The 25,014-nt window shown below is 28.6% G+C and carries 30 protein-coding genes; 20 read left to right on the top strand and 10 right to left on the bottom strand.

Annotated elements, in window-relative coordinates; genetic code table 11:
- Window positions 1-47 precede the first annotated feature (47 nt).
- Both X274_RS01100 and X274_RS01095 read left to right on the top strand, forming a co-directional pair.
- Window positions 48-1,238, top strand: coding sequence for an NAD(P)/FAD-dependent oxidoreductase (locus tag X274_RS01100; protein ID WP_052913108.1), 1,191 nt, complete (start codon window positions 48-50; stop codon window positions 1,236-1,238).
- Between the two features lie 46 nt (window positions 1,239-1,284).
- Entirely contained in the window at window positions 1,285-1,566 is a 282-nt protein-coding gene (locus X274_RS01095) for a 3-hydroxyacyl-CoA dehydrogenase family protein (RefSeq protein ID WP_084822580.1), read from the top strand.
- Window positions 1,567-1,658: 92 nt separating this feature from the next.
- Here X274_RS01095 and X274_RS01090 read toward each other — a convergent pair whose 3' ends face one another.
- On the bottom strand, window positions 1,659-2,792 hold the full coding sequence (locus tag X274_RS01090) for an amidohydrolase (protein WP_047264927.1): 1,134 nt from the start codon (window positions 2,790-2,792) through the stop codon (window positions 1,659-1,661).
- Between the two features lie 223 nt (window positions 2,793-3,015).
- Here X274_RS01090 and X274_RS01085 point away from each other — a divergent pair, with 223 nt between their 5' ends.
- The 5 genes from X274_RS01085 to X274_RS01065 all read left to right on the top strand — a co-directional run bounded on the left by X274_RS01085 (window position 3,016) and on the right by X274_RS01065 (window position 7,841).
- Window positions 3,016-4,890, top strand: a complete 1,875-nt coding sequence (locus tag X274_RS01085) for a ribonucleoside triphosphate reductase (RefSeq protein WP_047264926.1) — start codon at window positions 3,016-3,018, stop codon at window positions 4,888-4,890.
- 7 nt (window positions 4,891-4,897) lie between these two features.
- A complete protein-coding gene (locus tag X274_RS01080) occupies window positions 4,898-5,539 on the top strand; it encodes an anaerobic ribonucleoside-triphosphate reductase activating protein (RefSeq protein ID WP_047264925.1) in 642 nt (213 codons plus the stop codon).
- Window positions 5,540-5,607: 68 nt separating this feature from the next.
- Window positions 5,608-6,531 carry a diacylglycerol/lipid kinase family protein gene (locus tag X274_RS01075; protein ID WP_052913107.1) on the top strand — a complete coding sequence of 308 codons (924 nt, stop codon included), beginning with the start codon at window positions 5,608-5,610 and terminating at the stop codon, window positions 6,529-6,531.
- A gap of 1 nt (window position 6,532) precedes the next feature.
- Window positions 6,533-7,198 (top strand): DUF554 domain-containing protein, encoded by a 666-nt coding sequence (locus X274_RS01070; RefSeq protein WP_047264924.1) that lies wholly within the window; start codon window positions 6,533-6,535, stop codon window positions 7,196-7,198.
- A 19-nt stretch (window positions 7,199-7,217) separates the two neighbouring features.
- A complete protein-coding gene (locus X274_RS01065; RefSeq protein WP_047264923.1) occupies window positions 7,218-7,841 on the top strand; it encodes an N-glycosylase/DNA lyase in 624 nt (207 codons plus the stop codon).
- Between the two features lie 127 nt (window positions 7,842-7,968).
- On the opposite strand, the gene X274_RS01060 is transcribed toward X274_RS01065, so the two are convergent.
- Window positions 7,969-9,072: an alanyl-tRNA editing protein gene (locus X274_RS01060; RefSeq protein ID WP_047264922.1), complete on the bottom strand. Its 1,104-nt coding sequence runs from the start codon at window positions 9,070-9,072 to the stop codon at window positions 7,969-7,971.
- 14 nt (window positions 9,073-9,086) lie between these two features.
- Window positions 9,087-9,797 carry a M48 family metallopeptidase gene (locus X274_RS01055; RefSeq protein WP_047264921.1) on the bottom strand — a complete coding sequence of 237 codons (711 nt, stop codon included), beginning with the start codon at window positions 9,795-9,797 and terminating at the stop codon, window positions 9,087-9,089.
- A 154-nt stretch (window positions 9,798-9,951) separates the two neighbouring features.
- On the opposite strand from X274_RS01055, the gene X274_RS01050 reads away from it, so the two are divergent.
- The 13 genes from X274_RS01050 (at window position 9,952) to X274_RS00990 (ending at window position 19,708) form a co-directional block, all read left to right on the top strand.
- Window positions 9,952-10,695 (top strand): ATP-binding cassette domain-containing protein, encoded by a 744-nt coding sequence (locus X274_RS01050; protein WP_047264920.1) that lies wholly within the window; start codon window positions 9,952-9,954, stop codon window positions 10,693-10,695.
- The gene (locus X274_RS01045; protein WP_047264919.1) at window positions 10,692-11,651 is read left to right on the top strand and encodes a SufB/SufD family protein; all 960 of its coding nucleotides are present in this window, start codon (window positions 10,692-10,694) and stop codon (window positions 11,649-11,651) included. Before X274_RS01050 ends, X274_RS01045 begins: the two co-directional genes overlap by 4 nt.
- A gap of 114 nt (window positions 11,652-11,765) precedes the next feature.
- Window positions 11,766-12,371, top strand: a complete 606-nt coding sequence (gene epsC / locus X274_RS01040; protein ID WP_047264918.1) for a serine O-acetyltransferase EpsC — start codon at window positions 11,766-11,768, stop codon at window positions 12,369-12,371.
- 67 nt (window positions 12,372-12,438) lie between these two features.
- Window positions 12,439-13,098 carry an ABC transporter permease gene (locus tag X274_RS01035; protein WP_047264917.1) on the top strand — a complete coding sequence of 220 codons (660 nt, stop codon included), beginning with the start codon at window positions 12,439-12,441 and terminating at the stop codon, window positions 13,096-13,098.
- Window positions 13,099-13,114: 16 nt separating this feature from the next.
- The gene (locus tag X274_RS01030; protein WP_047264916.1) at window positions 13,115-14,155 is read left to right on the top strand and encodes an ABC transporter ATP-binding protein; all 1,041 of its coding nucleotides are present in this window, start codon (window positions 13,115-13,117) and stop codon (window positions 14,153-14,155) included.
- A gap of 1 nt (window position 14,156) precedes the next feature.
- Window positions 14,157-14,804, top strand: coding sequence for an ABC transporter permease (locus tag X274_RS01025; RefSeq protein ID WP_047264915.1), 648 nt, complete (start codon window positions 14,157-14,159; stop codon window positions 14,802-14,804).
- Window positions 14,805-14,816: 12 nt separating this feature from the next.
- On the top strand, window positions 14,817-15,701 hold the full coding sequence (locus tag X274_RS01020; protein ID WP_047264914.1) for an ABC transporter substrate-binding protein: 885 nt from the start codon (window positions 14,817-14,819) through the stop codon (window positions 15,699-15,701).
- A gap of 9 nt (window positions 15,702-15,710) precedes the next feature.
- Window positions 15,711-16,115 carry a hypothetical protein gene (locus X274_RS01015; protein WP_047264913.1) on the top strand — a complete coding sequence of 135 codons (405 nt, stop codon included), beginning with the start codon at window positions 15,711-15,713 and terminating at the stop codon, window positions 16,113-16,115.
- A gap of 11 nt (window positions 16,116-16,126) precedes the next feature.
- Window positions 16,127-16,906, top strand: coding sequence for a cytochrome b5 domain-containing protein (locus tag X274_RS11740; protein WP_197073300.1), 780 nt, complete (start codon window positions 16,127-16,129; stop codon window positions 16,904-16,906).
- A 50-nt stretch (window positions 16,907-16,956) separates the two neighbouring features.
- The gene (locus X274_RS01005) at window positions 16,957-17,136 is read left to right on the top strand and encodes an HTH domain-containing protein (RefSeq protein WP_047264912.1); all 180 of its coding nucleotides are present in this window, start codon (window positions 16,957-16,959) and stop codon (window positions 17,134-17,136) included.
- Between the two features lie 69 nt (window positions 17,137-17,205).
- The gene (locus X274_RS01000; protein WP_047264911.1) at window positions 17,206-18,477 is read left to right on the top strand and encodes an NAD(P)/FAD-dependent oxidoreductase; all 1,272 of its coding nucleotides are present in this window, start codon (window positions 17,206-17,208) and stop codon (window positions 18,475-18,477) included.
- A 98-nt stretch (window positions 18,478-18,575) separates the two neighbouring features.
- On the top strand, window positions 18,576-18,887 hold the full coding sequence (locus X274_RS00995) for an ArsR/SmtB family transcription factor (RefSeq protein WP_052913106.1): 312 nt from the start codon (window positions 18,576-18,578) through the stop codon (window positions 18,885-18,887).
- A gap of 41 nt (window positions 18,888-18,928) precedes the next feature.
- On the top strand, window positions 18,929-19,708 hold the full coding sequence (locus X274_RS00990) for a GGDEF domain-containing protein (protein ID WP_052913105.1): 780 nt from the start codon (window positions 18,929-18,931) through the stop codon (window positions 19,706-19,708).
- 17 nt (window positions 19,709-19,725) lie between these two features.
- Here the strand turns inward: X274_RS00990 and X274_RS00985 are convergent, their stop codons facing one another.
- Genes X274_RS00985 through X274_RS00955 form a run of 7 tightly spaced genes read right to left on the bottom strand, consistent with a single transcriptional unit; the run spans window position 19,726 to window position 25,014 of the window.
- A complete protein-coding gene (locus X274_RS00985; RefSeq protein ID WP_047264909.1) occupies window positions 19,726-20,268 on the bottom strand; it encodes a 2-oxoacid:acceptor oxidoreductase family protein in 543 nt (180 codons plus the stop codon).
- Complete coding sequence (locus X274_RS00980; protein ID WP_047264908.1) at window positions 20,265-21,020, bottom strand: thiamine pyrophosphate-dependent enzyme; 756 nt, start codon at window positions 21,018-21,020, stop codon at window positions 20,265-20,267. Before X274_RS00980 ends, X274_RS00985 begins: the two co-directional genes overlap by 4 nt.
- Before the next feature lie 15 nt (window positions 21,021-21,035).
- Entirely contained in the window at window positions 21,036-22,091 is a 1,056-nt protein-coding gene (locus X274_RS00975) for a 3-methyl-2-oxobutanoate dehydrogenase subunit VorB (protein ID WP_047264907.1), read from the bottom strand.
- A 13-nt stretch (window positions 22,092-22,104) separates the two neighbouring features.
- Entirely contained in the window at window positions 22,105-22,335 is a 231-nt protein-coding gene (locus X274_RS00970) for a 4Fe-4S dicluster domain-containing protein (RefSeq protein ID WP_047264906.1), read from the bottom strand.
- A 21-nt stretch (window positions 22,336-22,356) separates the two neighbouring features.
- Window positions 22,357-23,025: a hypothetical protein gene (locus X274_RS00965; RefSeq protein ID WP_047264905.1), complete on the bottom strand. Its 669-nt coding sequence runs from the start codon at window positions 23,023-23,025 to the stop codon at window positions 22,357-22,359.
- Entirely contained in the window at window positions 23,018-24,109 is a 1,092-nt protein-coding gene (gene buk, locus X274_RS00960; RefSeq protein WP_047264904.1) for a butyrate kinase, read from the bottom strand. Before buk ends, X274_RS00965 begins: the two co-directional genes overlap by 8 nt.
- 11 nt (window positions 24,110-24,120) lie before the next feature.
- The gene (locus X274_RS00955; RefSeq protein WP_047264903.1) at window positions 24,121-25,014 is read right to left on the bottom strand and encodes a bifunctional enoyl-CoA hydratase/phosphate acetyltransferase; all 894 of its coding nucleotides are present in this window, start codon (window positions 25,012-25,014) and stop codon (window positions 24,121-24,123) included.

Raw genomic sequence — 25,014 nt, 5'->3', positions numbered from 1 at the left:
TATATTGGACAGTCATTGGCTGTCCATTTTTAATTGGAGGAATGAAAGTGCATGATGTGATAATTATTGGCGGAGGACCGGCAGGATTATTTTGTGCAGCAAATATAAATGATAAAGATGTTCTTATTTTAGAGAAAAATGAAAAAGTTGCAAAAAAATTATTGGTATCCGGCGGAGGAAAATGTAATTTTACCAATATCAATCCTGTTAATGAATTGATATCTCATTATGGAGATAAAAAAAATTTTGTAAAAAAAACTCTGTACAATTATTCAAATGAAGATTTACTTAAAGAGGTCGATTTTGAATATATAATTACGGATGAAGGTAAAGTCTTTCCAAAAACAATGAATTCTCGAACGGTTTTAAACTGGATTTTGAAAAAAATAAAAGATAAAGGTAAAATTGAAGTAAAAAGAAATTTGAAAGTAATAAATATCGAAAGAAGAGAAGATAAATTTTATATTAAAACAAATAAAGGGACTTTTTTATCTAAAATTCTGGTTATTTCAACTGGTGGAAAATCTTATCCAGCACTAGGCACAACAGGAGACGGTTTTAATTTTGCAAAACGATTTGGACACAATATAATAACTCCAAAACCCGCATTAACACCTATAATAATAAAAGACTATTTATTTTCTGATTTATCTGGAAGTTCTATGGAAATCATGCTTAAGATAAATAAAAAACTTTTTAAAGGAACACTATTGTTTACACATAAAGGTTTTTCAGGGCCTGTAATTTTAAATTCTTCAAGATATTTGAAAAATGGAAAAAAAATAAAAATATCTTTTGTCGACTTTAAAAACGAAGATCTTTTTAGAATTGACTTTTTAAATGTTTTGGATAATAATAAAAATAAAAGTCTTTATGATATTTTAAGACAAAAATATAATTTGACAAAAAGATTTGTAGCAATTATGTTTAAAACTTTGAAGTTTGATAAAAGTAAAAAATGCAATTCTATAAATAAAAATGAACGAAATAAAATAATAAATTATTTATATAATCATGAATTTTTTATTGAAAAGCTGGGTGGTTTTGATGTTGCGATGGTGACTGCTGGTGGTGTTGATACAAAAGAAATAAATTCAAAAACAATGGAATCAAAACTTATAAGAAATCTTTATTTTATCGGAGAAGTTCTTGATGTCGATGGGGATAGTGGCGGTTATAATATTCAATGGGCTTTATCTTCAGCAAAATCCGCTGCTGATAATATAAACATTTTTTAAATTAGTTCCTTTATTAAAAGCAGCAAGAACTCTTCTTTTTAGAGGTATATCAGATCCATATAGTATTGATAAAACATGGATGATTAGTACTGGAGCAAAAATAGGACCTTTTGGTATTATTGATATGGTTGGTATGGATACTGTATATAATATCGCTTTAAGAAATGGTAAAATTAATAATGATGAAGAGTCACTGAAAATGGCTGAATACTGTAAAAAAAATTATATTGATAAAGGTAAAAAGGGAATTAAAACCGGAGAAGGATTTTATAAGTATCCAAATCCTGCTTATCAAAATCCAGAATTTTTATCTGCTAATAAAGAATAAAGCATGTTTTTTTTGATTTTTTGATAAAATTGTAGTGTGGAAAAATAATAAATAAAATAGCCTGGAATTTTTTCAGGCTATTTTTAAAAGTTTTATAACACTTTTTTCCCTTCTATATAAACACTTTCTGCTTTTGCTTTTATGTCAAACGGGTGATAATTCCAGATTACAATATCTGCGTCTTTTCCTGGTTCTAATGATCCTACTCTATTGTCAATTCTCAATATTTTTGCCGGATTTATTGTAAGCATTTTTAATAAGTCTTCTTCTTTTGCTCCGTATCTCATTCCTAATGCAGCCTGAACATTTGCGTGTTCTAAATGCAATACGGGATGATCACACATTAATCCTGCAAGGATTCCCTTTTCATTTATTATTCTTAACGCTTCAAAAGACATATCCTTTAATTCTAATTTCGTTCTGAACCCAAATAATGGTCCCAATACAAGAGGAATGTTTTTTTCTTTTATGTAATCCGCTATTTTATACGCTTCAGTTGCATGTTCTATTACAAGGTCAAATCCAAATTCTTCAGATAATCTTATGGCTGTTAATATGTCATCTGCTCTGTGCGCGTGAATTCTAGCTGGAATTTCTCTTTTTAACACTTTTTCGCCAATCTCCATTTTTAAATCAAATTCGTTAAAATCTTCTTTTTCTTTCTTTTTCATATAATTTTTTACTTTTAAGAAGTATTCTCTTATTACTGCCACACTCCCTAATCTCGTTGCTGGCAATTTGTTTTGGGAACCATATACTCTTTTTGGATTTTCACCCATTGCCATTTTTAAACCTGCTGGTTCTTTTATAACCATTTCGTCTACTATTTTTGATTTAAATTTTAAAATTGCTCCCTGTCCTCCTATTGGATTAGCACTGCCAGGAACAACCATTACTGTAGTAACTCCACCTTCTAATGCTCTTTTTATCGCAGCATCTTCAGGATAAAAAGCATCTATTACTCTAACTTGTGCAGTATTTGGATCTGTCATTTCATTACCATCTTGATAGCTCATACCAACGCCTTCTTCAAATACACCAATGTGAGAATGTGCATCTACAAATCCTGGAAATATATACTTCCCTTCAATATCTATTATTTTATCTGCCTGTGTTTTTATATTTTCACCAAGCTCTTTTATTTTCCCATCTTCAATTAATAAATCACCCTTAAATGGTTTTGATGTAATTGGATAAATATTAGCACTTTTAAAAAGAATTTTCATATGATCCCCTCCTGTTTGAATTTTTATTATTTAAATTATATCATAAAATGATTCGTAAAGCAAATTAAATTTATACAAAATCTTAACATTTTCATCTAAGTTTTTCTAATATTGATTTTGGAATTTCTCTACTTAATTTGTCACATATACATACATATTGTATTTATTTATATTATATGATACAATATATCGTGTTAAATTTGATTTTTGGAGGTGGGGTTTTGTGAATTTGATTTATAATTATATTAATAACAGCGATTGGAAAGTTAGAGAAAATTCAAATATGCAGTACTCTTTACAGGGTTTAAACAATCATATTCATCAGGAAATTACAAAACAATTTTGGTTAAATGAAGTTTATGATAAGCATAATAAGAAGATAAGTGAATACCATAATAATGGATTTATGCATATACATGATCTTGGTGCTTTATCTGCATATTGTGTCGGATGGGATTTAGAAGAATTATTAAGAAAAGGATTTAATGGTGTTTCTGGAAAAGTTGCTTCTGGACCAGCAAGACATTTTAGGACAGCATTAGGGCAAATAGTTAACTTCTTATATACAATGCAAGGTGAGGCGGCTGGTGCTGTAGCATTTTCAAATTTTGATACACTTTTAGCTCCGTTTATAAGATATGATAATTTAAATTATGAACAAGTTAAACAAGCAATACAGGAATTCATATTTAATATGAATGTTCCAACAAGAGTAGGGTTTCAATCACCATTTAGTAATATTACTATGGATTTAACTGTGCCTTCAACACATAAAGATAAACATGTTATTATTGGCGGTAAAGAAAAAGAAGAGACGTATAGTGAATTTCAAAAAGAAATGGATATATTAAATAAAGCGTTTATAGAAGTAATGCTAGAAGGAGATTATGATGGAAGGCCATTTTCATTTCCAATTCCTACATATAATATAACAAAGGATTTTAACTGGGACAGCGAAGTGGCGACAATGATTATGACTATGACAATGAAATACGGAACACCATATTTTGCAAATTATGTAAATTCCGATATGAATCCCGAAGATGCTCGTTCAATGTGTTGCAGGTTAAAATTAGATAACAGACAGGTATTAGAACACATGCAACAGCTCTCATTTGGTTTTGTTAATGAAGATAAAAAAGAGAATGAAAATACAGAAATAAAAAGAAGAGGCGGGTTATTTGGTTCTAATCCATTAACAGGTTCTGTAGGAGTAGTTACTATTAATATGCCGAGATTAATGTATTTGTCAAATGGTAATAAAAATAAATTTTACTCAATGTTAGATGAAGTGATGGATTTAGCAAAAGAGAGTCTGGAAATAAAAAGAATATATGTTGAAGAATGGACAAAACAAGGATTGTATCCATATACAAAGGTTTATTTAGATAGTGTTTATAAACTAACAGGTCAATACTGGGCAAATCATTTTTCGACTATTGGATTTGTTGGAATGCATGAAGGGTTATTGAATTTTGGTATTGAAAATGGCATTGCGAGTACAGAAGGTAAAGAGTTTGCTCAAGAAGTAATGGATTATATGCTTAAAAAATTAAATAAGTTTAATAAGGAAACTGGAAATTTATATAACTTAGAAGCATCGCCAGCTGAAGGGACCACATATAGATTAGCAAGAATAGATAAAAATGAGTTTGGTGAAGATATAAAACAATCTGGTTCAAATGAAAAACCATATTATACAAATTCAGTTCACCCGCCAGTAAATTATTTTGAAGATCCGTTTGATTTATTAGAACATCAAGAAGGATTACAGAACAAATGGACAGGTGGTACAGTAGTTCATATTTTTGTAGGAGAAAAAATTACAGATACAGAAGCTTTAAAAGAATTTATTAAATTTAGTTTTGAAAATTATTCTTTACCATATATGAGCATAACACCGACATTTTCTATTTGTCCTGAACATGGATATATAGCAGGAGAGCATTTTAAATGTCCGCATTGCGGAAAGGATACAGAAGTATATTCAAGGGTTGTAGGATATTACAGACCAGTTCAAAATTGGAATGATGGAAAGCAGCAGGAGTATATAGATAGAATTCAATTTAGAATTAATAGTGAGGTTTTGAGGAGCTGATAATATTATGGTATTAGCTGGAATAAGAACATTTAGTTTTGTTGATTATCCTAAACATATATCGGCAGTAGTATATACTGGCGGTTGCAATTTCAGATGCAAATGGTGTCATAATTGGAAAATAGCATATTCAAATGATTATAATTCAATTTCTGAAGGAAAGATTATTGAAAAATTATCCATGTTAAGAAAGAGATTAAATGCTGTGTGCGTTACTGGTGGAGAGCCAACAATACATAATGATTTGCCAAATTTTATTACTAAAATAAAGGATCTTGGTTATTTAGTAAAATTAGATACTAATGGAACAGATCCTGAAATTGTAGAAGAATTAATAAGTAAAAATCTAATTGATTATGTTGCCATGGATGTAAAAGCTAAATTAGAGAATTATTGTAAATTGATAAACGTTCAAGAAAATTATTGGAATACAATTTCCAGAACGATAAATATACTGAGAAGCTCAAATATAGATTATGAATTTAGAATGACATATGTTCCAAATCTTTCAACAGAAGAAGATATAGAATTTTTTGAAGAGCTCTTAAAAGAAGATGAAAAGGGATATGTAACAATAGCAAATTCAACAGAGATTTTTAAAATTAAAAACAATAAGAAAATCGAATTAAAAAAATCAATTTTAAGATAAGGTCCGCTATGCGGACTTTTTTTATTTTTTATGGTAAAATATAATAAATCATATTCTGGAGGAATAATATGGAAAAGATTTTTGTGATAGTTAATCCCAATTCAGCAGGTTCTAATACAAAAGAAATATGGCCGGATATCAAAGCATATCTTAAAAAAGCAGAGTTTAGTTTCAAATATGCATTTACTAAAGGTAAAATGCACGCAAAAGATTTAACTATTGAGGCTATAAAAGAAGGGTTTTGCAATATTATTTGTGTCGGTGGAGATGGAACATTCAATGAAATTGTAAATGGTGTTTTTTCCCAGAATTTTAAAAATCCAGAAGACATTGTTGTTGGAATTATTCCATCTGGTACAGGAAATGATTGGGGGAAAACCGTGGGAATACCTGATAACTATATTCAAGCAATTGATGTTTTAAAAAGAAAACGTATTTTTGTGCAGGACGTTGGAAGAGTTGAGTATTATAGAAATGATGAAAAACTGGAAAGATTTTTTGTCAATATTGCAGGTATGTTTTTTGATGCTGAAGTTACAAGAAATGCCAATAAGTCAAAGGAGAAAAATAAAGGAGGTTCATTTTCTTATTTATTAAACCTTCTTACAACATTATTTAAATATAATTCTCAAAGTGCTGAAATAACAATTGATAATTATTCTTTCAAAGAAATGATTTTCACTATGGCTGTTGGTATTTGTAAATATAGTGGTGGTGGAATGAAAATCCTTCCACACGCAATACCAGATGACGGATTTTTTGATATTACACTGGTTAAGGATGTTCCGAAATTATTAGTTATTAAAAATATTAAGAAAATTTTTGATGGAAGCTTTGTAAAATTAAAATGGGTAAAACAATTTAAAGCTAAAAAAGTTGAAATAAAGTCTAAGGAAAAAATTTATTTAGAAGTAGATGGAGAGAGTTTAGGTCATTCGCCATTTAAATTTATAATTTTAAAAAAAGTATTAAATGTTTTTGGAGGTGAATAAAATGGTTCCAACTTTTGTAAATGCATTAGCCGTTATAATAGGAAGTTTATTAGGACTTGCTGCTAAAAAAGGGATACCCGATAGACTAAAAACCATTCTTTTTTATGCTGTGGGGCTAACTACTTTAGGAATTGGCATAAATATGTCAATGTCAGCAAATAATTTTTTAATTGTTTTAGGTTCTATGGCATTAGGTGGGTTAACTGGAGAGTTATTAAATATTGAAGGTTTTTTAAAAAGAATTGGAGATTCAATGCAAGAAGGAGATTTTTCTACCGGATTTGTTATGTCTTCGATTTTGTTTTTGGTTGGTCCTTTAACTATTATTGGATCCATTAATGCTGGATTAACAAATGATGGAACTTTAATTTATACAAAATCATTGTTAGATGGAATTTCTTCCACAGTATTATCATCAATATACGGATTAGGAGTGATGATTTCTGCTGGTTCAGTTCTTGTGATTCAGGGAAGCATAGTTTTATTGGCCTCACAATTATCTTTTTTAACAGATAAAATATATTTAAATGATTTAGTTGCAGTTGGTGGTATAATGGTATTAGGAATAGGATTAAAAATTCTTGAAATAAAAGATACTAAAGTTGGTAATTTTTTACCTGCATTGATTATCGCACCTATTTTGGTTTGGATAGTTTCATTTTTTTAATAGAATGAGAGGTGAAAAAATGAAGTTAATTAAAGATATAGAAAACATTTATGATGAAGCAAAACCGTTGGTCGAAAAAAGATGGGATGAATTTGTTTCTTTAGGAAAAAATGGAAGTGAAGAAGAGTTATTTTCTGAACTCTCTTTTTGTGTTTTAACTGCTAATTGGAGTGCAAAAGGTGGAATAAAAGCACAAAAAGAAATTGGAATAAATGGTTTTACCGAACTAGAAACAGATGAATTGGAATATGCATTGCGAAAAGTTGGACATCGTTTTCCAAAAGCAAGAGCTCAGTATATAATTTCTAATAGATGGATTATTGGAACCATAAGACATTTATTTGTTTTGCCTTATTATCAAATAAGAGAATTTTTGGTGAAAAATATTAAGGGAATTGGCTGGAAAGAATCCAGTCATTTTTTAAGAAATGTTGGTTATGGTGAAGTTGCTATATTAGATAAACATATTCTCCGACTTATGTTAGAAAATGAATTGATAGATTCTATTCCAAAAGGATGGACAAAAAATAAATATTTAGAATACGAAAAAAGACTAAAGATTTTAGAAGAGCATTTTAATGAACCAATTGGAAAATTGGATTTATATTTATGGTATCTGGTAAAAAAAAGTGTTGATAAATAGGGAAATTATAATCACTTTTTTGTGAAAATATTGATTACTGAATATTTTGTATCTAAAAGAATTATCTTAAATAATTTTTATATTAATTAAAATTTAAGTAGAATCTCTTTTGAGATTCTACTTAGACTTATATATATTTTTTAATATCTTTTATGTCTATATTTCCAATTAAACTTCCTCTATTTTTTCCTCCGCCACCTTTTAATTGTGGGTAATCTTTTCTTATATTGTTTATTAATTCCTTACAATCAATTTTGCCAGAAGAAATTTCCAGACGATTATCTTTTTTTACTATATATAAAACTTCATCCATGGGCAAAAATTTTGGTAAAAAATTTACAAAATCTTCTTTAGTTTCTAAATAAATAAACTTTATATTATTTATTTTTTCTGCTTTTGAAAAAATATCTTTAGCTATTAATTCAGCATATTTTTCATTAATTTTTTCATATTTTGATTTGTATTCTTTCATTTTTTTTAGAGTTTCTTCTACTCTTAGTGGAGTATCTTCAACTTTTGCCGTTAATAAATTCGAGATATTCTTTGTAATTTTTATTTTTTCATCATAATCATTTATAGCTCTAAAACCAGCTAAAAAATATAATCTTGTCAAATTTCCTTTTACCTTTTCTTTCGAAATAATTTTTACTAAACCTATTTCTCCTGTATTTTTAACATGAAAACCTCCACATGGGTTAATGTCAAAATCACCTATTTTAATTAATCTTATATCTCCCTGTACTTTATCACTTAAACCTTTTCTTAAATTATATTTTGAGATTTCATCTTTTGTAGTAAATATTTCTTCAACATTTAAACATTTTTGAATTATTTCATTTGATAAATTTTCAGCTTCTTTTTCAATATTTTCTGGTAAGTTTGGAATTTCTAAATCTATAGTTGTATACTCTTCTGCCATTCTAAAACCGACCGTATCTAAATCCGCTATTTGTTCAAAAGCTGCTGAAAGTATATGTTGTGCTGTGTGTTGCTGAGATATATCTTTTCTTCTTTTTTCATCAATTTCAAAATTATATTCCCCCACTTCAATCTTTTTATCAATTAAATGGTAGTATTTTCCATTTTTAAATTCAACAAATAAAATATTTGCGTTTCCAATTTTTCCTCTATCACCAAGCTGTCCGCCTTTTCCATCAGGGTAAAATGGAGATTCTTCAGAAATTGCATATATTTTCTTTTTTTCTTCAACTATTTCTGTAATCTTTATCATTTAAAAATACCCCCTTATAATATCAATTTTTTTCCATTTTCTCTAAACCATTTTCGGCTTTCAATATAATCATCACAATATTTTTCAACATAATTCCAAAAAGATTTTTGATGATGTTTATATATAATATGTGCTAATTCATGAACTATTATGTAGTCAAATTTTCTTTTTGGCGCCATAATTATTTTATAATTAAAACTCAAATTATTTTTTCCAGAGCAACTACCCCAACGTGTTTTTTGATCTCTTATATATACTTTTCCATAATTTAAACTCATCAATTTAGAATAATATTTTAATCTTTCATTTATTATTTTCTTTGCCTGCTTTTTATACCATTTAATAATCATGTTTCTCTTTAATTCATAATTATCAAAAAAATCTTTTTTTAAAGATATGTATATAAAATTATCTTGAATACCAACACCATAATTACCTTCAAAAATCATTAATTTATAATTTTTTCCCAGAAATAAAAATTCTTCACCTGTTTCATAATTTCTTTTTGTTATTGGGTTTTCTTTAAATTGCATTATTTTTGAAATGATCCAACTTCTTTTATCAAAAACAAATTTTTTCACTTCGAAATCTGATAACCATTTAGGTGCTTTAACTAAAACTTCTCCAGTTTCATCAATTATGATTGAGAGCGTTTTTCTTTTTGATTTAATTATTTTATAATCTATATCAAAATATTCCGTTTTCAATATATATTGATTTTTCATAAGAGCCACCTCTAATATATATTCAGTGAGAATTATAACATATTAATACTTTTTTTACAAACTCTTATTTCTAATGCATTTTATATCCAGAAATTTTACAATGATTTGATAAAATTATAATAAGTATTATATTGATATTTGAGGAGGAAGTAAAATGCTTGAATTAAAAAACATAAGTTTTAAAACTGGCTCGAGAAAGATACTTGAAGACATTTCTTATAAGTTCGAAAAAGGTAAAATTTATGCTGTTTTAGGAAATAATGGAGTTGGCAAATCAACATTAGCGAGAATAATCATGGGATTGGATGGATATATTAGGAAACATGGTGGTTTAATAATTTTTAACGGTGAAGATATCACAAATCTTAATATAACAGAAAGAGCAAAGCGTGGAATAACAATGGCATGGCAAGAACCTGTAAGATATGAAGGATTAGGAGTCAGAGAATATTTAACTTTAGGTAAGAGAATAAACTTAAGTGATTCTGAACTAATTGAAATATTGAATTTAGTAGGATTAAATCCCTTTTATTTACATAGAAAAGTAGATAAAACTCTCTCAGGTGGAGAAAGAAAAAGAATTGAATTGGCTTCATTAATTATTTTAAAACCTAAATTTGCAATTTTTGATGAACCAGATTCTGGTATTGATATGATGTCAAATATTATGATTGAAAGGATATTTAAAATAATAACTGCAAATGGTGGAACTGTTTTGAGTATAACTCATAGAGAAGAAATAGCTGAAATTGCTGATGAAGCTTTCCTTATTTGTTCTGGAAAAATAAAAGCTGAAGGTGATCCTAAAAAAGTTTCTGAAGTTTACAAATCCACATGTGATAACTGCGCTCATATAAATGTTCCAGTTGAATTCACAGAAGACGAGGTGAAATTATGAATATAGAAAAAAACTATGCAAAAGAATTTGAAATGATTGAAAAAGCATATGAGCAAGCTGGTGGTGATATTAGCAATTTATTAAGCAAAGACATAGTATCTATAATTATAAGCGGAGATAGAATACTTGGTAAAAATACAGTTGATGGTATAACTATAAATGTTAAAAGTGCAGAAAATGGAAAAGTTGAATATGAAATGATAATAGAAGATAATTTAAAACTTGATAAACCCATACACATGTGTGTTGGTTTTCTAAAAAAGCAGGGAGAACAATATATAAAATCCACATATAAAATTGGCAAAAATTGCGACATAAAATTTTTATCACATTGTTCATTTCCGTTTGGTAAAATTCATCATAAAATGGAATCAGAAATGTATATTGATGAAAATTCAGTTGTATTTATGGAAGATGAACATTTTCATAATGAAAAAGATGGAATATTCTTAGAAACATATTATTATACGAAAGTTTCAAAAAACTCTGTTTTTGATAGTAGATTTAAATTAACAAAATCAAGAGCAGGTAATTTGAAAATTCACATGACGGTTGATTTAGATGAAGATGCAAAAGCGCTATTAGAATCAAAGGTCTGGGGAAAAAATGATGATAAAATTGAAATAAAAGAAATAGTAAATTTAAATGGTGAAAAATCTTCTGGAATTGCAAAAACGTATGTTTTTGCTCAAGACTCAACAAATGCAGAAGTTATCAATGAAGCTTATGGTAATGCGCCTTATTCAAAAGGACATATTGAATGTACGGAAATTAGCAAAGGTTCAAATGTTCATGTAAGTACCATTCCAATTTTGAGAGTAAATAATGATTTAGCAGAATTAACTCATGAAGCTTCTGTAGGAAGGGTTAATCCACAGCAATTAGAAACATTAATGGCAAAAGGACTAACGGAAGATGAAGCGACAGAACTAATAATTAAAGGTATTCTAAAATAAAAACCCGTATGGGTTTTTATTTTTATATTTTTTTAACATGAAAATAGATAAAAATTATCTTATTTTGTGTTATAATAATTATGACAAAACTACTCGTATTTGGAGGGAGAGATAATGAAAATAATAATAAATGCTATTTTAGATTTTTTAAATATATTTATTTACTTAAATCAAGATTTAAATGAATATTTAAAGAAAGATCCTGCTTCAAAGTATAAATTAGGTGTAATACTTTTTAATACTGCTTTTCATGGATTGATATTTTATAGAATTTATCATTATTTTTATAAATATAAAATATATCCTTTATCTTATTTTTTATATATGATAAGTAAAATTTTATATTCAATGGACATACATCCGGCAGCTAAATTGGAACCAGGAATAGTTATAGATCATGGATTGGGAATTGTAATAGGTTCTACTGCAACTGTTGGCGAAGGGACTCTCATATATCATCAGGTAACTTTAGGAGCAAAACACATAAAAAAAGGAAAAAGACATCCAGATATTGGAAAAAACGTTATTTTGGGTACCGGTGCAAAAATTTTGGGTGATATTGTTGTTGGAAATAATGCTGTTGTAGCTGCAAATTCTGTTGTTTTAGAGAATGTTCCTTCTAATTGCCTTGTTGCAGGTATTCCGGCTAAAGTAAAAACTTTTGAATATAGTCAAAATAATATATATGAAATTAATCACAATTATGATTTTGTTATATGAATATAAAATTGAAATTATTATAATTTTCTGATATAATAAGTATGATATCAGAAAAGTTGGTGGAACAATGTCATATTTAACTTATTTGTCTTATAATTATGAAAAAATCATAAAAGAATTGATAAATCATCTGGAAATTATAGGAACCGCATTGCCTTTTGCAATATTTATTGGGGTCGGATTGGGGTTACTTATTTCAAAACATAAGAAAATTTCTAAAATAGTATTGTATATTGCAGGTATCTTAATGACAATACCTAGTCCTGCGTTATTTGGAATAATGGTTATACTTCTCGCACCTTTTAAGTTAGGCTTAGGAAGACCTCCTGCTATTATTGCTTTAGTAATTTATTCACTTCTTCCAATGATTAGAAATACTTTAGTTGCAATTCATACTTTAGATAAAGGTATTATTGAATCTGCCCGTGGAATGGGTATGACAGAACTACAAATTCTATTTAAAATCAAAATCCCCTTATCCCTTCCAATAATAATGTCTGGCATTAGAAATTCTGTGGTTATGGGTGTAGGTGTTGCTACAATTGGTTATTATATAGCAGCTGGAGGTTTAGGATATTTTATTTTTGCAGGTTTAAGTAGAGGAAGATATGAAATGATAATTACTGGAGTAATGCTATTGGCTATTTTAGGAATTGGATTAAATTATTTACTCCTGAAAATTGAAAATTTACTTACACCAAGAGGGTTGAAACTAGAAATAAAGTAATTTATGGGGGAATAAAATGTCAATAGAATTAATTAATGTTTCTAAAAAATATAGTAATAAGTATGTTGTTAAAGATTTAAGCTTGAAAGTTGAAGATGGTGAAATCACCATTTTAATAGGACCATCAGGTTGTGGAAAAACTACAACATTAAAACTTATTAATAGATTAATTGAAAGAACAACTGGAGATATTTTATTTGACGGAAAATCTATTGATAATATTGATAAAATCCAATTAAGGCGAAGTATTGGTTACGTGATACAAGAAATAGGTTTATTTCCACATTATACAGTTTATGAAAATATTGCTGTAGTTCCTAAATTATTAAATTGGAATAAGGAAAAGATCAACGAAAGAGTCGAAGAATTACTTGAATTGGTAAATTTAGATTATGAGTCTGTAATTAATAAGTATCCATTAGAATTATCAGGTGGTCAAAGACAGAGAGTTGGTGTTGCAAGGGCTTTAGCTGCTAATCCAAAAATACTTTTAATGGATGAACCTTTTGGGGCTATAGATCCTATAAATAGAGAAATTCTTCAAGATGTTTTTTTGAATATTCAAAATAAGTTGAAAAAAACCATTGTTTTTGTCACACATGATATTAGGGAAGCTATTAAATTAGGAGATAAAATAGCCATTCTCAATAATGGTGCTTTAGTTCAATACGATAAAACTATAAATATAATAAAAAAACCGAAAAATGATTTTGTTAAAAATTTACTTGGTTCAAATGCTGAGCTTAATTTTTTAGAATTTGTAAAAGCTTATAAAATGATAGACAATAATTTTAAAACAATAAGAAATATTAATGAAATAGATGATTTAAATAAAGATTGCTATGTTTTATTTAATGATAAATATGAAGGATTTTTAACAAAAAATGACTTGAGAAATAAAAAGAAAAAATTAAGGTGTGAATTCATTGATTATAATTCAAATGTATTGGAAGGGTTAAATATAATGTTTAAAAATAATATCCATTGCCTGCCTGTTTTAAAAGACGGAAAAATAATTGGAGTACTGAATTACGATTCTATTTTTTCGGAGGAATAAAATGTATATATTTTCATATTTAATATATAATCTGGATGTTATTGTACAAAGAACCTTTGAACATATAATTATATTTCTATTATCTTGGCTATTATCAGCTATTATTGGTGTTTATATAGGAATTTTTATAACAAGGCAAAATAGAAAAAAATATACCAATTTAGCTTTAACTATAACAGGAGTAACACAATCAATACCGAGTGTGGCGGTTATAGCTCTTATTTTTTTATTTATGGGAATTGGCAAATTAACAGCTATTACAGCATTATTTTTGTATGGTTTGGTTCCTATAATTTTTAACACTACGTCTGGTTTAATAAGTATTAATCATAAAATTATTGAAGTTGCAAAAGGTATGGGAATGGATGAAAAAGAAACCTTAAAAAAGGTGGAGATACCAATAGCCTTGCCTGCAATCTTTTCAGGATTAAGAAACTCTGCTGTTATAAATATTGCAACTGCTACAGTTGCTTCAGTAATTGGCGGTGGAGGTTTGGGGGTTGTTATTTTTACTGGTCTTTCACATTATAATGCGCCAATGATTTTCGCAGGTGTTTTACCAGTTTCAATTTTAGCCATAGGCGTAGATATAATTTTAGGTTTTTTTGAGAAAAAATTTGTTTCTAAAGGATTAATAAATGAATTTTAAGGGGGAATTGTTATGAAAAAAATTTTTATCGTATTGTTAATTTTAGTTTTAAGCTTTAATTTATTTGCAGCAAAAACAATTGTTGTTGGTTCAAAGATGTTTACTGAAGGCTATTTAATAGCTAATATGGTTTCGTTGCTTTTAAAAAATGCAGGATTTAAAGTAGATGAACAATTTGGGTTAACTTCTTTTCCCTTGAGAGCAGCAATTGAAAATGGGCAAATAGATATTTATTCTGAGTATACCGGTACAGCATGGGCGGCATATTTCAAACATACAGAGAACATTTATGATCCTTATGAATTATTTAAAGCAGTAGGAAAAGAAGATTATGAAAAAAATAAAATTGTTTGGATAAATATGATACCTTTTAATGATACTTATGCGATGGCTGTGAAAAGTAAATTTGCTGAAGAAAATAATATAAGAACATTATCAGATTTATCAAAGTTTGTTAATGCAGGTAATAAAGTTATTTTTGGTGTAAATCCAGAATTTTACGAACGGGCTGATGGCTTTTTTGCAATGGCAAAGTCCTATAATATGAACGTCCCAAAAAAGTATGTAAAAACAATGGAAGCAGGTTTGACTTATGAGGCATTAGCAAATAAAAAAATCGATGTTGCTATGGTTTATTCAACGGACGCAAAATTATTAAAATATAATTTAGTAGTATTAAAGGATGATAAAAACTTTTTCCCATTATATAATCCTGCTATCTTAGTCAGGGAAGAAGTTTTAAATAAATACCCTGAAATAAAAGAAATATTAAAACCTTTAACTTTATACTTAAATGAAAATATAATTATTAGACTCAATTATCTTGTTGATGTAAAAGGCTACGAACCTGAAATAGTTGCAAAAAATTTCTTAAAAGGACTAGGATTGATTAAATAGGAGGATTCTATGGAAGAATTTGTAGAAATTTTAGGAACATTAAATATATTTTTTTTAGGGTTTAATTTATCTTTATTTTTTGTCAGAAGAATATATAAATATTTTATAACTGAAAAACAATCAAAAATAGCAAAATTAATTTTATTTATAATGAAAATATTAAAAAAATATCATAAAATCTCCGGAATATTATTAATTGTTGTTGGAATAACGCATGGCTATTTGGCTTTAAATGGAAATTTATATTTACATACAGGATTGATTTTATGGATAGGTATAATTTTTATGTTTTTAATTTATACATTGGGTAAAATAAATATTTTTAAAAATACATGGATTAAATGGCATAGATATATAGGGATTGCTTTAATTATTTTATTAATTATTCATTTGGTTGATCCATGGCTATTATAGGAGGAGATAAAATGAAAAAGGTATTATTAGTATTGATGGTTATTTTAAGTTTAGTTGTATACGCTGAATATGTGAATATAGTAGATTTAAATTATGATGAATTTGGAGTGAAATATAAAATAATTCCTTATAATAAATTAATAGAAAATAATGGGAAAAATAGCAAAGAGTCTTTTGTTGCAATTAGCGGAATTGTGTATGATGTTACCTATGAAAAACCATGGGAAAAAGGATATCATGAAGGCTATAACGCTGGATCAGAACTAACATTTGAAATTTTAAAACTTTCACCTCATGGTGTGAGTAAATTAAAAAATATTCATCATATTGGAATTTTAGCTTTTACTTATAATGAATTAAAAAAATTCAACGGAAAAAATGGGAATAAAGCATATGTAGCAGTTAATGGAATAGTGTATGATGTATCTCACTCTAAATTGTGGAAAAACGGAGAACATAAAGGAAAACATAAGGCAGGAAATGATTTAACATATGAAATAACAAAGCTGTCGCCACATGGATTAAAGAAATTAGATAATGTTTTTCCAATTGGTATATTAATATATAGTTTTGATGAATTAAAGAGATTCAATGGAAAAGACGGAAATAAGGCATATGTAGCAGTTAATGGAATAGTGTATGATGTATCTCACTCTAAATTGTGGAAAAATGGAGAACATAAAGGAAAACATGAAGCTGGAAATGATTTGACATATGAAATAACAAAGCTGTCGCCACATGGATTAAAGAAATTAGATAATGTATATAAAGTAGGATTTTTATTTTATTGACAAAATAAAATTTTTAATATATAATTAATTTCGTAAGAGGAGGGATTTTTGTGGATACAATCGAATTAGTTGTTAAAGTATTATCAGAATCAAAAGAGCCGTTAAAAGCTGGAGAAATAGCAGAAAAAGCTGGGATTGATAAAAAAGAAGTAGATAAAGCAATAAAAAAATTAAAAAAAGAGGAGAAAATTGAATCTCCAAAAAGATGTTACTATACTATAAAGAAATGAGTGTAGGCTGAAACCTTAAGGTTTCAGTCTATTTTTTTTTGATAACTTAAATAGAAAGGAGAGAAATATATGAGAATTGCTGTAATTGGTTTTGGTGCTGCAACTGTAGGTTTTTTGAAGGAAGTAGATACAACCAAAAATGAGGTAATAGTTTTTGAAATGAATAAAGACATTTTTTCATCTTCAATCAGCGGTATAAGAGCAGATGGAAAACTGTTCGTTTCTTCGGAAATGGGAGGAGATTTAGAGGAAATACTTTTTGATAAAAAGTTGCAAAAAGAAATAGTGAATTATTATTCTGAGTTATCTGAGACAGAACCAGAAGTTGGATCAAGAGAGAATATCGAAGAATTACAAAAAAGATTTTTTATTAATGGTTTTAAGTTAGTTGAGTCGGAATTTTTCCATATTGGTACAGATAAATTAAAAACATTTCTTAAAAATGCACATAATGAATTTATAAAAAAAGGGGTTATTTTTAAATTTAATTCTTTTGTGAAAAATATTGATGTACAAGAGAAAATATTAATTGAATATATGGATAGAAAAACTAGAGCTGAACTAAAAGACTATTATGATAAGGTTTATGTTGCAGTAGGTCGTAGTGGTTTTAAATTAATTGATACATTAACGAAAAAATATCCTGACATAATATTATCTAACACAAAAGTGGATTTAGGTGTAAGATTTGAATTACCAGATATTGTAGTTAAAGAATTAAATGAAACTTTATATGAATTTAAAGTTAAATTTAAGTCATCTAACGGTCAATTAGTAAGAACATTTTGTAATAATCCGTCTGGGTATGTTGTGACAGAAAAATATGCAGATTTTATAACTGTGAATGGACATGCAATACACGATCAAAAATCTACAAATACTAATTTTGCAATTTTGGTAACGCACTCTTTTACTAAACCATTTAACGACCCAAATGGTTATGGATCATATATTGCTAAGCTTTCTAATATTTTAGCTGGAGGTAATAAAGTTATACTTCAAACATATGGAGATTTTAAAAAGGGAAAAAGAACAAAAAAATTATGGAAAGTTTTTCCAACATTAAGTAATAACGAATATGTTTTAGGAGATTTGAACCTAGTATTTCCAAGTAAAACATCTATATCTTTAATAGAATTTATAGATAATTTAAATCAAATTATACCAGGTATCGCTGATGAAGAAAATCTTTTATATGGTGTTGAAGTAAAATTTTATGGAAAAAAATTAAATAACAATTTATTTGAAAATCTTAAATTTATAGGGGATTGTTCAGGTCATACGAGAAGTATTGTACATGCAACAGCCCATGGAATTATAGAGGCAAGAGAAATCAAATAAAACTAATTTTTTAATTTTGTTTTGAAACTATCGTAAAGTTAATACTTTATACTTATTATGGTATAAACAAAAATTTATAAACGATGGAGAGGAATATTATGGACGATTGCGTATTGGTCGCTGAAATATTTAAGGCATTATCACACCCTACACGGTTAAGAATATTAAAATTATTAAATGAAAAAAAATGTAATGTTATTGATATTTCTGAAGAATTATCACTAACTCAGTCAAGTGTTTCTCAACACCTTAAAATTTTAGAAAATTCTGGAATCATAAAAAAGGAAAAAGAAGGAAATGTTGTTTTTTGCGAAATTAAATATAAAAGCATATTTAAACTGTTTGATGATGCAAAAAAGATTCTTTATGAAGAATTAAACGCTGCACATAATATGATTAAAAATTCTTAATCCACATCGTCAGATGTGGATTTTTATGGTATAATAGTAATATGATTGCAATTGAAAAAAATATTTTAAATATGCCTGAATTAAAAAAACTTAAACATAAATATATAATTTTTGATGAAAATACAGAAATTGATTCTGTAGATATTTTTGTTTCTTCAACTATACAAAACAATCATTATACAATATTGATTACGGATAATTTAAGTAATAAAATATTAAAAGCTGATGATTTTATTTTGAAACCTTTTGATATTGAAGAATTAAATTATAGAATAGAATTAGGATTAAAAAAGGTTAAAAGAATTAAAGAACTGGAGAGATTATCTCTAATTGATTATCTAACAGGTGTATATAATAGAAGAGCAATTACAGATTTATTAAAGAAAGAAATAGAAAGATCAAAAAGAGAAAATAAATTTTTTTCTGTTATTATGCTGGATTTTGATAACTTTAAAAGTGTTAATGATAAATATGGTCATGATGCTGGTGACGAGGTATTAAGAAAAACTGTTGAATTAATTAGACAAAAAATCAGATATTATGATTTAATAGGGAGACTTGGTGGAGAAGAATTTTTAATTATTTTATCTAACATTTCAATAGAAAATTCCTTAAAGGTTAGTGAGAGAATACGAAAAGCCATTGAAGAGAATATTGTATATATAAATGGTCATAAAATTAAAATTACGGTAAGTCAGGGAGTGTCAATGTTTAATGGAAATAAAAATATTGATCAATTGATAAAGGAAGCAGATTTAGCTCTTTATGAAGCAAAGGAAAAAGGAAAAAATAAGGTGATATTATATAACAACCCCCGGTAAGTTTCCGGGGGTTGTTGTTATTTCACTAAAGCATTCATGCCTGCTTCTATAGCTTTTAAATTTATATCCAATAAATCTGCTTTTTTTCCTTTTAGTGATTTTTCCAATGCAGCTTTTACAGATTCAAAGGAAACAGCATTAGTTGCTTTTAAATATGCACCTAACATAACCATATTCTGAACTTTTATATTTCCTAATTCATCAGCGATATCATTAGCAGGGATTTTATATATTTGAACATCTTTTCTTTCAGGTTCTCTATCAATAACTGAGGAATTTAACAATAATATACCATTTTCAGGCAATAATTTTTCGAATTTATACATTGAAGGAATATTAAATGCAATAACTTCAGTTGGTTGATCAACTACAGGTGAAGCAATGTATTTTTCAGAAACTACTACTGTACAATTAGCCGTTCCACCCCTCATTTCCGGACCATATGAGGGTAACCATGTTGTATATAAATTTTCATACATTGCAGCTAAAGATAATATTTTTCCAAATAACATTACACCTTGGCCACCAAAACCTGCAGCTATGAATGCATGATGTTTCATTTTTCATCACCCACCTTATCTACATAAACGCCTAATGGAAATTCAGGTACTAAATTTTCTTCTAACCATTTATTTGATTCAACTGGAGGAATTCCCCAGTTTGTTGGACATGTTGATAACACTTCAACCATTCCAAAACCTTTTCCCTGAATTTGAGCTAAAAATGCTTTTTTTATCATCTTTTTCGTTTTTAAAACATCTTGAGGTTTGTTAACTTTTGTTCTTGCTAAATAAGCTACACCTGGCAAATTTGATAAAATTTCAGCCATATGTAAAGGATAACCTTCATTTTCAGCACTTCTTCCGTATGGCGAAGTTGTGGTTTTCATTCCTAATAATGTAGTTGGAGCCATTTGACCACCAGTCATTCCATAAATAGCATTGTTAATAAATATTGTTGTGATTTTTTCTCCTCTGTTTGCTGCATGTAATATTTCAGCTGTACCTATAGCAGCTAAATCACCATCACCTTGATATGTAAAGACAACATTTTCTGGCATAGCTCTTTTCATTCCAGTTGCAACTGCTGGAGCTCTTCCATGAGGTGCAACTGTTCCATCAACATCAAAAAATTCATATGCGAAAACCGAACAACCAACAGGAGCTACCATCAAAGTTTTTTCTCTTATTCCTAATTCATCTATAATTTCAGCAACTAATCTATGAACTATTCCATGATGACAACCTGGACAATATGTGAATTCTTTTCCACTCAATGATTCAGGACCTTTAAACTTTATTTTATAAGACATAATTTTCCTCCTTTCTTATATCAATTCCATTAATTTTGCTAATACTTCATTTGGTGTTGGAACAACCCCTCCGGTTCTACCATAAAATTCAACAGGTTTTTTTCCATTAACTGCTAATTTTACATCTTCAACCATTTGTCCCATACTCATTTCTACTGTGAAGAATAATTTTGCTGAATCCGCCAATTTTGCTAAAGCATCATATGGATAAGGCCATAAGGTTATAGGTCTGAATAATCCAGCTTTTACACCTTTTTCTCTTGCCATATCAACTATTGTTTTTGCTATTCTTCCCATTGTACCATAAGCAACTATTACTATTTCAGCATCTTCTGTTTTATATTCTTCCCACATTTGTTCGTTTTCTATGATTTTCTTATATTTTTCTTGATATCTTAAATTCATTTTTTCTAATACATATTCATTTATATCAAATGATGTAATTTTATGAGGTTCGCGACCCTTTGCTCCCTGCATTGCCCAGGAACTATGATCTGGTAATGTGTTTAAATCTCTGAAATCTGGAAATTCAACAGGTTCCATCATTTGCCCTAACATACCATCAGCAAGTATTAAGGCTGGATTCCTATATTTATCAGCAACATCAAAAGCTTTTGCTGTTAGTTCTACAGCTTCTTGCAAAGATTCTGGTCCATACACAACTAATCTATAATCACCATGACCGCCACCTTTTGTTGCCTGGAAGTAATCACTTTGAGCAGGTTGTATGTCTCCTAAACCAGGCCCTCCTCTAACAACATTAACAAATACAACAGGTAATTCTGCACCTGCAATATATGATACACCTTCTTGCATTAAACTGTAACCAGGTGAAGAAGTTGATGTCATAACTCTATGACCAGTAGCAGCTGCACCATATAACATATTCACTGCAGCAACTTCACTTTCGGCTTGTAAAAATACTCCATCTACCTGCGGCATCCTTCTTGACATATATTCAGTTAATTCACTTTGTGGTGTTATTGGATATCCAAAGTATAATCTACATCCAGCTCTTATGGCAGCTTCACCAATTGCTTCTGTACCTTTAACCATTACTTTTTCAGCCATTCAATATCCCTCCTTAAGCCTTTGCTTTTTCCAATGTTGAAACTGTTATACATACATCGGGACACATCTGATAACAGAATCCACATCCTATACATTTTTCCGGATTTAAAACTGCAGCAGGATGATATCCTTTAGCATTAAATCCTTCAGAGAAACCTAAAGTTCCAGTTGGACATGCATCTATACAAAGACCACATCCTTTACATCTTTCCTGATCAATTTCAACTTTGTTCTTGTATTCCATCGTATCCCTCCTTCTATTTAACTATAATTGATATACTTTATCTAAAAATCTTTTTAATATAAATTTTGTATATTTTGTATTCAATTCTTTTAAATATTCTGGAACAACTGTAAATGCTACAGGTATTCCAGTCTTTTCAGATACTGATTCTAAAAGTTTTTCCCCTTCTAATATTATTTTTTCTGTTGTTTCATTCTGTAAATTAGAGTTTGAAATAAGATAATCTATTTTTCTTCTAGCCTTAACACTTAGCCTTTCAATATAATATATAATGTCATCAACGTTATTCATAAAAGGTCGTTTTGTATTAACAACAAAATATGTAGCTGTTTTAGTTTGATCAAGAAAATTTTTTAAAGATCCAACTACCGTTGAACCATCTTCATTTCCACCGGCATCAATTATTGTTTGAAATTCAGGATTTACTATATAACCACCAACCTGCGGAGGAATTATAGGTAAATCAGCATGCATAAATTTTCTCGGAGGAGTTATAACCTTTATTCCCATATTTTCTAAAATGTCAATTTCATCTCGTGTTCTGAAATATGGACTTATTACATCAATATCCGCAATTGCAACATTTTCATATTTTTCTTTTAAATATATAGAAGAATTTAAGGCAATTTCTGTTTTTCCAGATCCAAACATTCCAATAATTACGTGACATTTATATTCTGTATTAAGCATATTTTCCCTCCGTTGGAGGATAACTCTTAACTTTTTCTATTCCTTTTAAAGCCCTTAATGCAGCCTCAGCTAAAGCCTTTTCTTCATCTCCACCTGGAACAACATAAATAGGAGCTATGAATTCTGTGTGTTCAGTAAGCCACTTAACCATATTATTTTTATCGTAAGCTAATCCGCCAGTTAAAATAATTCCATCGACTTCAAAATTTAAAGCCGTTGCCATTTTTCCAATCCATTTTGCAATTTGTAAAGCCATAGCTTTATAAATTAATGTTGCGTATTCTTCACCATCTTCTACTCTTTTTTGAACTTCAAGAGCATCATTTGTATCTAAATAAGCTACCAATCCGCCTTTACCTTTTATTCTTTTTTTCATTTTATCTAAAGTAATACTATCTGAATAGGCTAAATCGATTATCTGTGTCATAGGTAATGTTCCAGACCTTTCAGGGGTAAAAGGGCCGTCGCCATCCAGTGCATTATTTACATCAACAACTTTCCCTTTTTTATGGGCACCAATTGAAATTCCACCACCCATGTGAACCACTATTAAATTAATTTCTTCATATTTTTTATTCATTTTTTCAGCTATAAGTCTTGCTACAGCTTTTTGATTCAAAGCGTGAAAAATAGATTTTCTTTCAAAATCAGGATGCCCTGAAAATTTTGCAATTTCATCCATTTCATCAACAACTACTGGATCCGCAATATATGATGGAATATCATATTCTGATGCTAATTCATGAGCTATTAAAGCACCTAAATTGGAAGCGTGTTCTCCGTACTTTCCTTCTCTTAATTCCTCTTTCATTAGTTCATTTACTTTGTACACACCACCAGGAATAGGCCTTAAAAGACCACCTCTACCTATAATAGCTGAAAATGAAGATATTTGATGACCTTCTTTTTCTAAAAACTTTTTTATAACTTCTTTTCTGAATTCATATTGTTCTGCTATATGATTAAAAGGAGACAATTCTTCAGATGTGTGTCGTACAGTTTCTTTGGAAACTAAATTTTCATCTTCATATATTGCTAATTTAGTTGATGTGGAGCCAGGATTTATAACCAATATTTTGTACATATTATTACCTCCTATGCCAAGAGTACAGATAATGCAATTGATAATAATTTTGCATCATCAGAATCTGCTCTTGAAGTCAATACTACAGGTTTTTTCCCACCTAAAATCGTACTCGCAACTCCTGCTTTGGAAAGAAATACCATAGATTTATAAAAAATATTTCCTGCTTCAATATCTGGCATTATTATAATATCTGCGTCTCCTGCAACCACGCTTTTTATACCTTTATGCTCTGCGGCTTCTTTTGATATAGCATTGTCCATTGCAAAAGGACCATCAACAATACAACCTTTAATTTGCCCTCTTCTATTCATCTGAGTTATAATAGCAGCATCTACAGTAGCCGGCATTTTTGTATTTACCTTTTCAAGAGCACCTACAATAGCAACTTTAGGATTTTCTATTTTCAGGGCATTTGCGACCTTTACTGCATTGTTTATAGAATCAACTTTTTGTTCTAATGTTGGTGCGATTACCATACCAGCATCAGTTACAATTAATAATTTATGGTAATTCTCAATATCAAATACGCTAACTAAATTAATTGTTCCTTTTATTCTTAAATCATATTCTTCTTTTAAATAAACAGATAGTAATTCTCCTGTAGTTATATGACCTTTCATTGGTAAATCAATTTTCCCTGATGAAACATCCTCTATTGTTTTTACTATTGCTTCTTTGTTTGTATTGCAATGAATGATTTTCATTTCTGAAATATCTATATCATTATTTTCTGCAATCTCCTTTATTTTCTCTTCATCTCCATATAATACTACATTACATATATTTTCCTTAACAGCTCTACTTACTGCTTTTAATACAACGTCATCTTCTGCAGCAGCAACACCAACCGTTTTTTTATTTTCAAGATTCTGTGCTAATTGTATTATTTTATTGATTCTCAT

The organism is Marinitoga sp. 1155 (genome assembly GCF_001021175.1).
Classification (GTDB): domain Bacteria; phylum Thermotogota; class Thermotogae; order Petrotogales; family Petrotogaceae; genus Marinitoga.
This window is presented reverse-complemented; position numbering and strand designations above follow the sequence as displayed.

Coding starts and splice junctions, on each gene's coding strand:
- X274_RS01090 (WP_047264927.1), bottom strand. CDS start 2,792: ATGAAAATTCTTTTTAAAAGTGCTAATATTTATCCAATTACATCAAAA.
- X274_RS01080 (WP_047264925.1), top strand. CDS start 4,898: ATGGTATTAGCTGGAATAAGAACATTTAGTTTTGTTGATTATCCTAAA.
- X274_RS01075 (WP_052913107.1), top strand. CDS start 5,608: ATGGAAAAGATTTTTGTGATAGTTAATCCCAATTCAGCAGGTTCTAAT.
- X274_RS01070 (WP_047264924.1), top strand. CDS start 6,533: ATGGTTCCAACTTTTGTAAATGCATTAGCCGTTATAATAGGAAGTTTA.
- X274_RS01065 (WP_047264923.1), top strand. CDS start 7,218: ATGAAGTTAATTAAAGATATAGAAAACATTTATGATGAAGCAAAACCG.
- X274_RS01060 (WP_047264922.1), bottom strand. CDS start 9,072: ATGATAAAGATTACAGAAATAGTTGAAGAAAAAAAGAAAATATATGCA.
- X274_RS01055 (WP_047264921.1), bottom strand. CDS start 9,797: ATGAAAAATCAATATATATTGAAAACGGAATATTTTGATATAGATTAT.
- X274_RS01050 (WP_047264920.1), top strand. CDS start 9,952: ATGCTTGAATTAAAAAACATAAGTTTTAAAACTGGCTCGAGAAAGATA.
- X274_RS01045 (WP_047264919.1), top strand. CDS start 10,692: ATGAATATAGAAAAAAACTATGCAAAAGAATTTGAAATGATTGAAAAA.
- epsC (WP_047264918.1), top strand. CDS start 11,766: ATGAAAATAATAATAAATGCTATTTTAGATTTTTTAAATATATTTATT.
- X274_RS01035 (WP_047264917.1), top strand. CDS start 12,439: ATGTCATATTTAACTTATTTGTCTTATAATTATGAAAAAATCATAAAA.
- X274_RS01030 (WP_047264916.1), top strand. CDS start 13,115: ATGTCAATAGAATTAATTAATGTTTCTAAAAAATATAGTAATAAGTAT.
- X274_RS01025 (WP_047264915.1), top strand. CDS start 14,157: ATGTATATATTTTCATATTTAATATATAATCTGGATGTTATTGTACAA.
- X274_RS01020 (WP_047264914.1), top strand. CDS start 14,817: ATGAAAAAAATTTTTATCGTATTGTTAATTTTAGTTTTAAGCTTTAAT.
- X274_RS01015 (WP_047264913.1), top strand. CDS start 15,711: ATGGAAGAATTTGTAGAAATTTTAGGAACATTAAATATATTTTTTTTA.
- X274_RS11740 (WP_197073300.1), top strand. CDS start 16,127: ATGAAAAAGGTATTATTAGTATTGATGGTTATTTTAAGTTTAGTTGTA.
- X274_RS01000 (WP_047264911.1), top strand. CDS start 17,206: ATGAGAATTGCTGTAATTGGTTTTGGTGCTGCAACTGTAGGTTTTTTG.
- X274_RS00995 (WP_052913106.1), top strand. CDS start 18,576: ATGGACGATTGCGTATTGGTCGCTGAAATATTTAAGGCATTATCACAC.
- X274_RS00990 (WP_052913105.1), top strand. CDS start 18,929: ATGATTGCAATTGAAAAAAATATTTTAAATATGCCTGAATTAAAAAAA.
- X274_RS00985 (WP_047264909.1), bottom strand. CDS start 20,268: ATGAAACATCATGCATTCATAGCTGCAGGTTTTGGTGGCCAAGGTGTA.
- X274_RS00980 (WP_047264908.1), bottom strand. CDS start 21,020: ATGTCTTATAAAATAAAGTTTAAAGGTCCTGAATCATTGAGTGGAAAA.
- X274_RS00975 (WP_047264907.1), bottom strand. CDS start 22,091: ATGGCTGAAAAAGTAATGGTTAAAGGTACAGAAGCAATTGGTGAAGCT.
- X274_RS00970 (WP_047264906.1), bottom strand. CDS start 22,335: ATGGAATACAAGAACAAAGTTGAAATTGATCAGGAAAGATGTAAAGGA.
- X274_RS00965 (WP_047264905.1), bottom strand. CDS start 23,025: ATGCTTAATACAGAATATAAATGTCACGTAATTATTGGAATGTTTGGA.
- buk (WP_047264904.1), bottom strand. CDS start 24,109: ATGTACAAAATATTGGTTATAAATCCTGGCTCCACATCAACTAAATTA.
- X274_RS00955 (WP_047264903.1), bottom strand. CDS start 25,014: ATGAGAATCAATAAAATAATACAATTAGCACAGAATCTTGAAAATAAA.